The sequence below is a fragment of the Aeromonas sp. QDB18 genome (assembly GCF_027705325.1).
GTDB classification, from domain to species: Bacteria; Pseudomonadota; Gammaproteobacteria; order Enterobacterales; family Aeromonadaceae; genus Aeromonas; species Aeromonas caviae.
The window spans coordinates 1-10,891 of the sequence record NZ_JAPDBQ010000141.1; the positions used below are offsets into that span (position 1 = coordinate 1).

Annotated in this window: 13 protein-coding genes and 1 pseudogene; all 14 read left to right on the top strand. The window is 62.8% G+C overall.

The genetic code is table 11. From position 1 onward, the window contains the following. Nucleotides 1–99: 99 nt before the first annotated feature. Entirely contained in the window at nt 100–789 is a 690-nt protein-coding gene (phoB, locus tag OKC30_RS17140; RefSeq protein ID WP_010673471.1) for a phosphate regulon transcriptional regulator PhoB, read from the top strand. Nucleotides 790–861: 72 nt separating this feature from the next. After that, nucleotides 862–2,157, top strand: a complete 1,296-nt coding sequence (phoR, locus tag OKC30_RS17145; RefSeq protein ID WP_010673472.1) for a phosphate regulon sensor histidine kinase PhoR — start codon at nt 862–864, stop codon at nt 2,155–2,157. Between the two features lie 273 nt (nt 2,158–2,430). Further along, entirely contained in the window at nt 2,431–3,405 is a 975-nt protein-coding gene (locus tag OKC30_RS17150; RefSeq protein ID WP_010673473.1) for a PstS family phosphate ABC transporter substrate-binding protein, read from the top strand. Nucleotides 3,406–3,557: 152 nt separating this feature from the next. Then, nucleotides 3,558–4,373, top strand: coding sequence for a M48 family metallopeptidase (locus OKC30_RS17155; RefSeq protein WP_160837996.1), 816 nt, complete (start codon nt 3,558–3,560; stop codon nt 4,371–4,373). Continuing rightward, nucleotides 4,361–4,867, top strand: coding sequence for a GNAT family N-acetyltransferase (locus OKC30_RS17160; protein ID WP_039039287.1), 507 nt, complete (start codon nt 4,361–4,363; stop codon nt 4,865–4,867). The genes OKC30_RS17155 and OKC30_RS17160 overlap by 13 nt, the downstream gene beginning before the upstream one ends. A gap of 109 nt (nt 4,868–4,976) precedes the next feature. Further along, nucleotides 4,977–5,879 (top strand): ROK family protein, encoded by a 903-nt coding sequence (locus OKC30_RS17165; RefSeq protein WP_045523530.1) that lies wholly within the window; start codon nt 4,977–4,979, stop codon nt 5,877–5,879. A 41-nt stretch (nt 5,880–5,920) separates the two neighbouring features. Further along, nucleotides 5,921–6,646 carry a copper homeostasis protein CutC gene (locus OKC30_RS17170; protein WP_160837994.1) on the top strand — a complete coding sequence of 242 codons (726 nt, stop codon included), beginning with the start codon at nt 5,921–5,923 and terminating at the stop codon, nt 6,644–6,646. Next, nucleotides 6,646–6,774, top strand: a complete 129-nt coding sequence (locus OKC30_RS17175) for a hypothetical protein (protein WP_267882642.1) — start codon at nt 6,646–6,648, stop codon at nt 6,772–6,774. The genes OKC30_RS17170 and OKC30_RS17175 overlap by 1 nt, the downstream gene beginning before the upstream one ends. Before the next feature lie 8 nt (nt 6,775–6,782). Continuing rightward, complete coding sequence (locus OKC30_RS17180; protein ID WP_080769928.1) at nt 6,783–6,902, top strand: copper homeostasis protein CutC; 120 nt, start codon at nt 6,783–6,785, stop codon at nt 6,900–6,902. A 191-nt stretch (nt 6,903–7,093) separates the two neighbouring features. Further along, the gene (locus tag OKC30_RS17185; protein ID WP_010673478.1) at nt 7,094–7,705 is read left to right on the top strand and encodes an FKBP-type peptidyl-prolyl cis-trans isomerase; all 612 of its coding nucleotides are present in this window, start codon (nt 7,094–7,096) and stop codon (nt 7,703–7,705) included. 137 nt (nt 7,706–7,842) lie between these two features. Continuing rightward, entirely contained in the window at nt 7,843–8,724 is an 882-nt protein-coding gene (locus tag OKC30_RS17190; protein WP_045523520.1) for an ABC transporter ATP-binding protein, read from the top strand. A 79-nt stretch (nt 8,725–8,803) separates the two neighbouring features. Further along, nucleotides 8,804–9,817, top strand: coding sequence for an ABC transporter permease (locus OKC30_RS17195; RefSeq protein WP_270809714.1), 1,014 nt, complete (start codon nt 8,804–8,806; stop codon nt 9,815–9,817). Continuing rightward, nucleotides 9,802–10,113 carry a DUF2845 domain-containing protein gene (locus OKC30_RS17200; RefSeq protein WP_029313965.1) on the top strand — a complete coding sequence of 104 codons (312 nt, stop codon included), beginning with the start codon at nt 9,802–9,804 and terminating at the stop codon, nt 10,111–10,113. Before OKC30_RS17195 ends, OKC30_RS17200 begins: the two co-directional genes overlap by 16 nt. Before the next feature lie 459 nt (nt 10,114–10,572). Then, nucleotides 10,573–10,815: pseudogene (locus OKC30_RS17205) on the top strand (amino acid ABC transporter substrate-binding protein); the annotation flags it as partial. Nucleotides 10,816–10,891: the final 76 nt, after the last annotated feature.

The following is a 10,891-nucleotide window of genomic DNA, read 5'->3' on the forward strand; positions in this document are numbered from 1 at the left end:
AGGAGGTCACATGGAAGATCAGATCCTGGAAAACGGGAATGGTTCCGTTCAGGGCGCTACTTGTGTATAAGAGTCAGTCACAGAGGAGAGAGAAGGGATATGGCTAAGCGAATTCTGGTGGTCGAGGACGAGGCACCGATCCGCGAAATGCTCTGCTTCGTGCTTGAGCAGAAGGGATATGAAACAGTAGAAGCAGAAGATTACGCCGATGGACTGGCAAAGGTGCGCGAACCCTACCCCGAACTCATCGTGCTGGACTGGATGATGCCAGGTGGCAGTGGTATCCAGTTCCTCAAGCAGCTCAAGCAGGATGAGATGACTCGCCAGATCCCGGTGGTGATGCTGACCGCCCGGGGCGAGGAAGAGGACAAGGTGCGCGGGCTCGAGGCCGGTGCCGACGACTACATCACCAAGCCCTTCTCCCCCAAGGAGCTCACCGCCCGCCTGCACGCCGTGATGCGCCGCGTCTCTCCCACCTCGGTGGACGAGGTGATCGAGGTGCAGGGGCTAAAGCTGGATCCCGTTTCCCACCGGGTCAGTGCCGAGGAGAAGGCCCTCGACATGGGGCCGACCGAATTCAAGCTGCTGCACTTCTTCATGACCCACCCCGAGCGGGTCTACAGCCGCGAACAGTTGCTCAACAACGTCTGGGGTACCAACGTGTATGTCGAGGACAGGACGGTGGACGTGCACATTCGCCGCCTGCGCAAGGCCATCGAAGAGACGGGGCACGACAGATTGATCCAGACGGTGCGCGGGGCCGGCTACCGCTTCTCGACCCGTCTCTAGGTCAGGGCCAGTGCCGCCAGCGCATGCCGGCGGGCATTGGACCCGGCTCTTTGCTGTCTCTAGGAGATCTTAATGTTGCAACCTTACGCCTGGCGGCGACAGTTGTGGCGAATGGCGTTCTTCTACAGCCCCTTCGTCTTGGTAGGTTGGTTAATCGATCATCTCGTTCTTTGCCTGCTGGTGGCCACTGTGGTGCACCTGGTCTGGCACTACCGCTTCCAGAAGCGGCTGTCGGACTGGCTGTGGCACGATCGCAGCCTGGTGCCGCCCCACGGCAGCGGCAGCTGGGAGCACATCTTCAACGGCATCTACAAGTTGCAGCAGCGTCACCGGGCCCGGCGCCGGGAGCTGGCGGGCCTCATCCGCCGTTTTCGGGAAGGGGCGGAGGCGCTGCCCGATGCGGCCGTGGTGTTTCGCACCGACGGCAGCATCCTCTGGTGCAACCGGTTGGCGGAGCAACTGCTCGGCTTTCGCTGGCCCGAGGATGCCGGCCAGCACATCGGCAACCTGATCCGTCACCCCGCCTTCGTCGCCTATCTGGGCAAGGGGCAGTATGACGAGCCGTTCGAGATGCACTCCCCCATCAACGAGGAGAAGTTCCTCGAATTTCGCATCATGCCCTATGCGGAGGACCAGGCCATGCTGGTGGTGCGGGACGTGACCCGGCTGCGCAGCCTGGAGAAGACGCGCAAGCACTTCGTCTCCAACGTCTCTCACGAGCTGCGCACCCCCCTCACCGTGCTCAAGGGGTATCTGGAGATGACCGAGGAGCCGCCGCCCCCCGCCATGTGGGCCAAGGCGCACAAGGTGATGATGGAGCAGACGATCCGCATGGACAATCTGGTCAACCAGCTGCTCACCCTGTCGCGCATCGAGGCGGCGCCTACCGTGGATCTCTCCCATCTGGTGGACATGCCCGCCATGCTGGGGCTGCTGGAGCAGGAAGCACGGGCGCTCTCCGGCGAGCGGGCCCACGAAATCGTCTTCATGGTTCAGCCCAATCTGCTGGTGCGCGGGGATCAGGATCAGCTGCGCAGCGCCGTCTCCAACCTGGTCTACAACGCCATCCACTACACCCCGGCGGGGCGCAAGATCACCGTGGAGTGGCGCAAGCAGGGGAGCATGGCGCTGTTTGCGGTGCAGGATGAGGGGGAGGGGATCCCCCCCGAGCATCTGGCGCGGCTTACCGAGCGGTTCTATCGGGTCGACAAGGCCCGCTCGCGCCACACCGGAGGGTCCGGGCTCGGCCTTGCCATCGTCAAGCATGCCCTGAGTCATCACGATGCCCATCTCGATATCGAGAGCCGGGTCGGTGCGGGCAGCCGCTTCAGCTTTCTCATTCCCGCCCGCATGGTGCTGGTGAAATAATATTTTGTGTCAATGTGTTAGCAACGAGAGAAGGGCTGCATGGCAGCCCTTTTTTCATCCGGGCCATTCTCGGCCCATGTCATCAAAGTGTCATATAAATTCCATAAATTTGTCACTGCCAGGCCAGATACTGGCGCCGTCTTAAAGAACGGACCTTCTGTAACACTGGAGAAGGAGTGGTGCTGGCCCACGGATCATTGCGATCGGGTGTCAACCACGTATAGACGTCAACCTGACGATTGCCTTCTGCAACCTTGGACTTGGAGAGATTGGATGAAACTCAACAAACTGGCTGGTGTCATCGGATTCACCGCAGCAACCCTGTTTTCTGTCAGCGCTCTGGCTGCCGGTGTGGATAAAGACCTGCCGGAATACACACCGACCAGCGGCATCTCGGGCAACCTGTCCTCTGTCGGCTCGGACACCCTGGCCAACATGATGACCCTGTGGGCCGAAGAATTTAAGCGCATGTATCCCAACGTCAACGTGCAGATCCAGGCCGCCGGTTCTTCCACCGCACCGACTGCCCTGACCGAGGGTGTCGCCCAGTTTGGCCCCATGAGCCGCGCCATGAAGGCCGGTGAAGAGGAGGCATTCGAGAAGCGCTACGGCTACAAGCCGACCGCCATCCGCGTCGCCGTCGATGCCCTGGCCGTGTTCGTCAACAAGGACAACCCCATCAAGGGGCTGACCATGTCGCAGATCGACGCCATCTTCTCCAGCACCCTCAAGTGCGGCGAAGCCAAGGCGGCCACCAAGTGGTCTGATCTGGGTCTGGACGGCAGCTGGTCCGGCAAGGATCTGCAACTGTTCGGTCGCAACTCCGTGTCCGGTACCTACGGTTACTTCAAGGAACACGCCCTGTGCAACGGTGACTTCAAGAGTGGCGTGAACGAGCAGCCGGGCTCCGCCTCCGTGGTACAGTCCGTCTCCTCCTCCCTGAACGGCATCGGCTACTCCGGTATCGGCTACGTCACCTCCGGCGTACGTGCCGTTCCGCTCTCCAAGGATGGCAAGACCTTCATCGAGGCGAACTCCGACAACGCCATCACCGGCAAGTACCCGCTGTCGCGCTTCCTGTACGTCTATGTGAACAAGCATCCGAACAAGCCGCTCTCCCCGATGGAGCAGGAGTTTGTGAAGATGATGCTCTCCAAGGCGGGCCAGACCATCGTTGCCAAGGACGGCTATGTGCCTGTCCCGGCCAAGGTGGTTCAGGCCGACCTGAAGAAGCTGGGCATCATGTAACAGAACGAGCCCTTGCAGAAAAACGAGCCCCATGCGGGCTCGTTTTCATTGGTGCGCCCCAGGATCTTTTTGGTCGCAGGGCGCAGCGCCCGGCTTGCGCCGGGCGGCGGCATTTCCGAGAATAGGGCAACTTCACGGCAAAGGACCCTCTCATGCGCGCATCTTCCCTCTCCAGACTGGCCCTGACGGCCTTGTGCAGCGCCCTGCTGGCCGGTTGCGCCCAGTCACCGACCGGTCGCAACCAGATGCTGCTTTTCTCCCCCCAGCAGATGAACCAGCTGGGCGCCGACTCCTTCACCCAGATGAAGCAGCAGGAGAAGGTGAGCACGGATGCCAGGATGAATGCCTATGTGGGCTGCGTGGCCAAGGCGGTGACCGCTCAGGTGCCTGCCAGCTATGGCATCACCAGCTGGGAGGTGGTGGTGTTCGACTCCAAGGAGATCAACGCCTTCGCCCTGCCCGGCGGCAAGATAGGCGTGTACAGCGGCCTGCTGAAAGTCGCCAAGAATCAGGACCAGCTCGCCACCGTCATCGGTCACGAGCTGACCCACGTGCTGGCCCAGCACTCCAACGAGCGTCTCTCCCGGGATCAGCTGACCGGTATCGGGCTGGCGGTGGCGGACGCCGCCATCGGCAGCAGCGACAGCCTTGGGGGCGCTGCCACCATGGCCGCCCTGGGCCTCGGGGTCCAGGTGGGGATAGCCCTGCCTTATGGCAGAACCCAGGAGAGCGAGGCGGACCGACTCGGTCTCGAGCTGATGGCCCGCGCCGGGTTCAACCCGGCCGAAGCCGTCACCCTGTGGCAGAACATGAGCGCTGCCTCCGGTGGCAAGGCACCGCCCCAGTTGCTCTCCACCCACCCCAGCGACCAGAGCCGGATCGCCAACCTGCAGGCCCAGCAGGCCGAGGTGCAGCCCCTGTACCAGCAGGCGAAAGCATCAGGGCTGGTTTCCCAGTGCAAGGCGTAAGCCTGCGCCTGGCGCGTCCCGCCGATGCCGCCGCCATGACGGTGATGCAGCGGGCGAGCTGGCTGGCGGCCTACGGGGAGGTGCTGGGGGCCGACATGCTGGCCCAGCTGGCGGTGACCGACCACCTGCAGATCTGGCGACATCGGCTCGCCGAGCCCGGCCCCGTTCCCATGCTGGTCTGTCAGGACGACGTGGTCATCGGCCTGCTCTACTGGCAGCCCTCTTTGGAGGAAGGCTTGATGACGGCGCGGATCCGGGCACTCTACCTTCATCCCGATCATTGGCGTCAGGGTCATGGCAAACGGCTGTGGCAGGCGGTGGCGGTGCAGATGCGCCGGGCCGGTTGCGAGTGCGTCAGGCTCTGGCTGCTGGATGGCAATCACATCGGCGAGGGATTCTACCTGCGCCGCGGCTTCATGTTCGACGGTCAGGAGCGCACCCTGATGAGCCTCGGACAACCTTGCCAACAGCGACAAATGTTCCGTTTGCTTTGAGCTGGCTCCCGTTTTTCGCCCCCGGTCACTTTATTTTTTTTGCGAATTAATACAATGTGCCCCATCTGGACAGACCGAGGTGGCCGGGTCCACCGCAAGGGAGTGTGGCATGTACTACGGATTTGACATTGGCGGCACCAAGATAGCGTTCGCTGTGTATGACGGCGCCTTGAATCTCTGTCACGAGGAGCGCATGAGCACTCCCGGCAATGATTACGAAGGGTTGCAGCAGCTGATCCGCGAGCGGGTCGAGGCGGCGGATGCGCGCTTCGGGGTGAAAGGGGCCGTCGGCATCGGGTTTCCGGGGATCCTCAATCGCCTCGACGGGAGCATAGTGGCGGCCAACCTGCCCGCCATCCATGGCCGCCATCTGGGGGCGGATCTGGCCGAGCTGCTGGGCCGACCGGTCAAGGTCGACAATGACGCCAACTGTTTCCTCTGGTCGGAAGTGCATCAGGGGGCCGCAGACGGTGCTGGCAGCGCCCTCGGCGTCACCATAGGCACCGGCATCGGCGGCGCCGTCTACCTGGCGGGCAAGCTCATCCAGGGGCGCAACTGGCTGGCGGGGGAGATAGGCCACTACCCGCTGCCCGCCACTATCCTGATGAAATACCCGGATTTGCCCCGTCCCCGCTGTGGCTGCGGGCGCCTGGTCTGTTTCGAAACCTATGCGTCGGGCACGGGCCTGGAGCGGCTATACCACCATGTTCATGGGGAACGGGTGAGCGGCCACCAGATCGTCGCCCGTGCCGATGCCCGTGAGGCGGCGGCCCTCTCGACCATCGACTGCTGGCTCGAGATCATCGCCGCCGGCCTCGCCACCGCCATCTCGGTGATTGATCCCGATGTGGTGGTGCTGGGGGGCGGCCTGAGCGCCCTGCCAGCCCTCTATGAGGAGCTGCCCAAACGTCTGCCCGGCCACCTGCTGCCCGGTGTCGCCCTGCCGGCGATCCGCGAGGCCCGATTCGGTGGTGCCGGCGGTGTGCGCGGTGCAGCCCTGCTCAATCTGTGAGATCGGACAGAGGGTCTGATCTCCCCGAACAAGGAGTCATCATGACCCGTCTTGAAATCTGTATCGACAACCTCGAATCCCTGTTCACCGCCCAGGCGGCCGGCGCCGATCGCATCGAGCTCTGCTCTGCGCTGGGGCTGGGCGGTCTCACTCCCTCCTATGGTTTCATGCAGCAGGTGGCGCGCCACGCCACCACCCCCGTCTACGCCATGATCCGACCCCGTGCCGGGGATTTCTGTTTTGGCGAGGGGGAGTTCGACATCATGTTGCAGGATATCGCCGCCGCCCGTGCCGCCGGCCTGCAAGGGGTGGTGGTCGGTCTGCTGGATGAAGATGGACGGGTACCCGAAGGCAAGCTCCGGCAACTGGTCGAGGCGGCGGGGCCGCTCGGCGTCACCTTCCACCGGGCCATCGATCTCTCCTCCGACTGGCGGCTGGATCTCGAGACGATCGTCGCGGCGGGTTGCGAGCGCATTCTGAGCTCCGGCCATGCGCCGACCGCGCTGGCGGGGCTCGAAACCTTGCAAGCCATGCACCAGGCGCTGGCGGGACGGGCCAGCCTGATGCCGGGGGCCGGGGTCAACGCTGACAACGTGCGCACCATCATCGAATTCACCGGCGTCAATGAAGTACATATGTCCGGCATGGGCTGGCGCGGCGGCATGGTGCCCCATGGTGTCAACATGGGCACCTCGGACGATGGCCGGGTCAACATCACCGACGGCGCCAAGGTCGCGGCGGTGAGGGCTCTGCTGGACAGGGCCTGATGCAGACCGTGCGGCGCCATGGTGCCTCTCTTTGTGACGACAACATGGGCACCTCGGACGATGGCCGGGTCAACATCACCGACGGCGCCAAGGTCGCAGCGGTGCGGGCGTTGCTGGACAGGGCCTGATACAGGCCGTGCGGCGCCATGGTGCCTCTCTCTGTGACGACAACATGGGCACCTCGGACGACGGCCGGGTCAACATCACCGACGGCGCCAAGGTCGCGGCGGTGCGGGCGTTGCTGGACAGGGCCTGATACAGGCCGTGCGGCGATATGGTGCTCTGTTTTGCTCCCTTCTCCCCTTGCGGGAGAAGGGGTGGGGATGAGGGGGCCGATGTGAGGCGTCTCCCACCGGCGGGCAATTGAGGGGCGTCTTGGCAGCACGGTGCAAAAAAGTCTGTTATCATCCCGTCTCTTTTACCATCAGGACCCGGAGCAACCTCTCAATGTCCCAATACGACTCTATCGAACAGAAGGCCAGCTACGGCATCGGCCGCAACATGGGCGACCAACTGGCTCAGCAAGCCTTCGCCGGTCTGGATATCCCGGCCCTGCAACAAGGTCTGGCAGATGCCCTGAACGGCCTGGAGTTTGCGGTCAGCCGTGACGATATCAACGATGCCTTCCAGGTGATCACCGCCCGCATGCAGGAAGAGCAGGAAGCTGCCGCCAAGGCCGCTGCCGCCGAAGGCGAAGCCTTCCTGGCCGACAACGCCAAGCGCGCCGAAGTGAAGACCACCGACTCCGGTCTGCAATATGAAGTCATGGTCGAAGGCAATGGCGCCGTGCCGGTTGCCGGTCAGTCCGTGCGCGTGCACTACCACGGTACCTTCACCCACGGTGGCGTGTTCGACAGCTCCGTTGCGCGCGGCCAACCGGCCGAGTTCCCGGTGACCGGCGTGATCGCCGGTTGGGTGGAAGCGCTGCAGATGATGCCGGTTGGCTCCAAGTGGAAGCTCTACATTCCGCAGGATCTGGCCTACGGTGCCCGTGGTGCCGGCTCCATCCCGCCGTACTCTGCTCTGGTATTCGAAGTGGAGCTGCTGGACATCCTGTGATCCGGCTGGCGTGATGCAAACGGCGACCCTGAGGTCGCCGTTTGTTTTTGGGCCGCCCAAACGGGCCATGTGCCTTCGGCGGGGATTTGGATATAGTCAGAGCGTCGTCCATTCCGGCCATGTGAGGGAGACACGCCATGGCAGCCATCATCGAGGTCGTCGATCTCGTCAAGCACTTCCCCGGCGTCAAGGCGGTGGACGGGCTCAGCTTTGCCATTCCCGCCGGCAGCTGTTTCGGCCTGCTCGGCCCGAACGGGGCGGGCAAGACCACGACCATCGAGCTGCTGGAGGGGATCCTCACTCCGGACAGCGGCCGGATCCTGTTTCACGGCGCCCCGCGCGGCCCGGATTATCGCTCCCGCATCGGCATCCAGTTCCAGCACACGGCGCTGCAGGATTTCCTGACGGTGCGCGATACCCTGCGTCTGTTCGCCAGCCTCTACCCCAATCCCTTGCCACGGGAGCTGCTCATCGATCTGTGCGCCTTGGGCGAGTTCATCGACAGGGACAGTCGCAAGCTCTCGGGGGGCCAGCGTCAGCGCCTGCTGCTGGCCCTGGCCCTGCTCGGGGATCCCGAACTGCTGTTTCTGGATGAGCCCACCACAGGACTGGATCCCCAGGCGCGCCACCACTTCTGGCAGCGAATAGAGGCGATCAAGGCCCAGGGCAAGACGGTGGTGCTCACCACCCACTACATGGACGAAGCGCAGCAGCTGTGCGATCTGATTGCCATCGTCGATCACGGCCACCTGCTCAGTCTGGATACGCCGGCTGCCTTGCTGGCGCAACACTTCGACGGCGTGCTGGTGCGTCTTGGGGGTCACCCGGCCCTGGCTGGACTCGGCTATCCCCTGCGTCCGGTCGGCGATCAGGTGGAGCTCTGTTGCCCCGACGTGGCGACCCTGCTGCCAGCCTTGCTGGATCTTGGTGTGCCGCTCACCGGCATGCAGGTGCGCTCCCCCAATCTGGAAGATCTCTTCCTGAACCTGACCGGTCACAGCCTGCGGAGCGGCGCATGAGAGGGATGACCGAGTTCTGTCTGACCGTGGCCTCCGTGCTGCGGTACGCCTTGCCGACATGCAATCCCGGGAGTGGACGATGAAGGGATCCCTCAAGCGCATCGGGGCGCTCTTCTTTGCCCGTACCCTCGAGTTCGTACGCGATCGCGCGGCCCTGGTGTGGAACCTGCTTTTCCCGCTCCTGCTGGTCATCGGCTTCTCCCTCATCTTCTCCGGCCCGCCCAAACCGCTGGTGCAGATCGGGGTGGTGGGGGAACTACCCGCAACCTATGCCCCGCTGCGCGCCGTGCCGCTGCTCAAGATCATCCCCTATGACGAGGCGTCGAGGGGCCAGCTCAAGGTCCGTCACCATCAGCTGGACCTGCTGCTCTCACCCGCCGGGGGGCGTTACTGGATAAACCCGGATGCCCCTCAGGGGGCCATGGCCGAGTATCTGCTGCGCCAGGCGGTGCAGGAGCCCTTGCAAAGAGAGTCCCTGAGCGGGCGCGCCATCCGCTACGGCGACTGGCTGCTGCCCGGGGTGATCGGCATGAACCTGATGTTCTCCGGCCTGTTCGGGGTCGGGTTTGTCATCGTGCGTTATCGCAAGAACGGGGTGCTGAAACGGCTGCGAGCCACGCCGCTCGGCGCGCTGGAGTTTCTCTTCGCCCAGTTGCTGTCACGGGTGCTGATCACCCTGGTGGTGAGCCTGCTGGTCTTCTGCGCGGCCTACTGGCTGCTGGATGTGCCCCTCATCGGGTCGGGGTGGCTGCTGCTGGTGATCGCTCTGGCGGGAGGAACGGCCATGGCCTCCCTTGGCCTGCTCATCGCCGCTCGCCTGCAGAACGAGGAGCTGGCGAGCGGTTTGCTCAATCTCATCAGCTTGCCCATGATGTTTTTATCCGATGTCTGGTTCTCTCTGGAAGGCGCGCCCGCCTGGCTGCAGCAGCTTGCGGCCAGGCTGCCCCTCAGCCAGATCATCGAAGCAGCCCGCGCCGTGATGCTGGAAGGGGCGGGATGGCAGGAGGTGGCAGGCCCTCTGGGTCAGGTCATGGTGTTCGCCCTGGTGTGCATCTCGCTGGGAGCCATGCTGTTCAAATGGAGTGCAAAATGAAACCTGTTCTGTGGTTGTTGCTGGTGGCGGCCTTGCCTGTGCAGGCAGGTACCCTGCGTTGCAAGAACGCCTTGCTGACCGAGGGAGACACCACGGCAGAGCTGCTGGTTCGCTGCGGCCAGCCGATGCTCAAGGAAGATCTCACCCGCTTCGAGGAGAACGGCTTCGGGGCGAGAGTGACGGTCAAGTATGCCGAGCGCTGGACCTACAACTTCGGCAAGCGGGAATTCATGCAGTTTGTCACCGTCGAAAACGGCGTCATCACCGACATTGCGGATGGTCCACGGGGAGGATGACCTCCTGGTTTTCTGAAGCCCAGCCTGCGGGAGATGAGGTCGCCATTTTCCCGCCTTTTACCTCTTTTTCTGTTGCTTTTCCCTGCCTGTTATCGCCATTTTTCCATATGGAGTCATGCTGCCTCACTCTGGTGCTTTTGGCATAAAACTGAATCTGATGAGTCAGTTGTCAGCAGAAATGGCTGCCCCAATGCGGTGCAGCCGATTTATTTTCGAAAATAATCCTCATGCCAAGAAGGGTTTTAAGCAGCAGGCTATTTGGCAAATAAGGGTCTACTTTTGATTCTGAGAGTGCATATTCCCCCGTTTAGATATTTTGTTCTGTTGCACCATGGTTGGGCCGGATTGCACCGATTGACAGGTTTTTCTGCGGCTGGATAAGCTGCCAAAAAGCAGGGAAACGATGGCATCTCGCTAGATTTTGATGCCTGTTCGAATCAAACCACAGGGAAGAGTGACATGAAGCAGATACACAAGGCAGGTATGGTGATGGCGCTGTCGCTGATGGCAGCCAATGCGTGGGCGGACGGTACGCTGGATGCCGTCAAGAAGAAGGGATTCGTGCAGTGCGGGGTCGGTGACGGCCTGCCCGGGTTCTCCAACCCGGATGCCAAGGGAACCTGGACCGGGCTCGACGTGGACGTGTGCCGCGCCGTGGCCGCCGCGGTACTGGGGGACGCCAGCAAGGTCAAGTATGTCTCCAGGGTGAGAGCGTGAACAAATTGTTAAATTGAGGTCAATTTAGCCAACCCAGCATCCAGTACCTTTTCCAGATAGG

What these genes read in the sequence shown, in the direction of transcription:
- OKC30_RS17195 (WP_270809714.1), top strand. Translation starts at nt 8,804, where the DNA reads ATGAAGGGATCCCTCAAGCGCATCGGGGCGCTCTTCTTTGCCCGTACC.
- phoR (WP_010673472.1), top strand. Translation starts at nt 862, where the DNA reads ATGTTGCAACCTTACGCCTGGCGGCGACAGTTGTGGCGAATGGCGTTC.
- OKC30_RS17185 (WP_010673478.1), top strand. Translation starts at nt 7,094, where the DNA reads ATGTCCCAATACGACTCTATCGAACAGAAGGCCAGCTACGGCATCGGC.
- phoB (WP_010673471.1), top strand. Translation starts at nt 100, where the DNA reads ATGGCTAAGCGAATTCTGGTGGTCGAGGACGAGGCACCGATCCGCGAA.
- OKC30_RS17170 (WP_160837994.1), top strand. Translation starts at nt 5,921, where the DNA reads ATGACCCGTCTTGAAATCTGTATCGACAACCTCGAATCCCTGTTCACC.
- OKC30_RS17165 (WP_045523530.1), top strand. Translation starts at nt 4,977, where the DNA reads ATGTACTACGGATTTGACATTGGCGGCACCAAGATAGCGTTCGCTGTG.
- OKC30_RS17190 (WP_045523520.1), top strand. Translation starts at nt 7,843, where the DNA reads ATGGCAGCCATCATCGAGGTCGTCGATCTCGTCAAGCACTTCCCCGGC.
- OKC30_RS17200 (WP_029313965.1), top strand. Translation starts at nt 9,802, where the DNA reads ATGGAGTGCAAAATGAAACCTGTTCTGTGGTTGTTGCTGGTGGCGGCC.
- OKC30_RS17150 (WP_010673473.1), top strand. Translation starts at nt 2,431, where the DNA reads ATGAAACTCAACAAACTGGCTGGTGTCATCGGATTCACCGCAGCAACC.
- OKC30_RS17155 (WP_160837996.1), top strand. Translation starts at nt 3,558, where the DNA reads ATGCGCGCATCTTCCCTCTCCAGACTGGCCCTGACGGCCTTGTGCAGC.
- OKC30_RS17175 (WP_267882642.1), top strand. Translation starts at nt 6,646, where the DNA reads ATGCAGACCGTGCGGCGCCATGGTGCCTCTCTTTGTGACGACAACATG.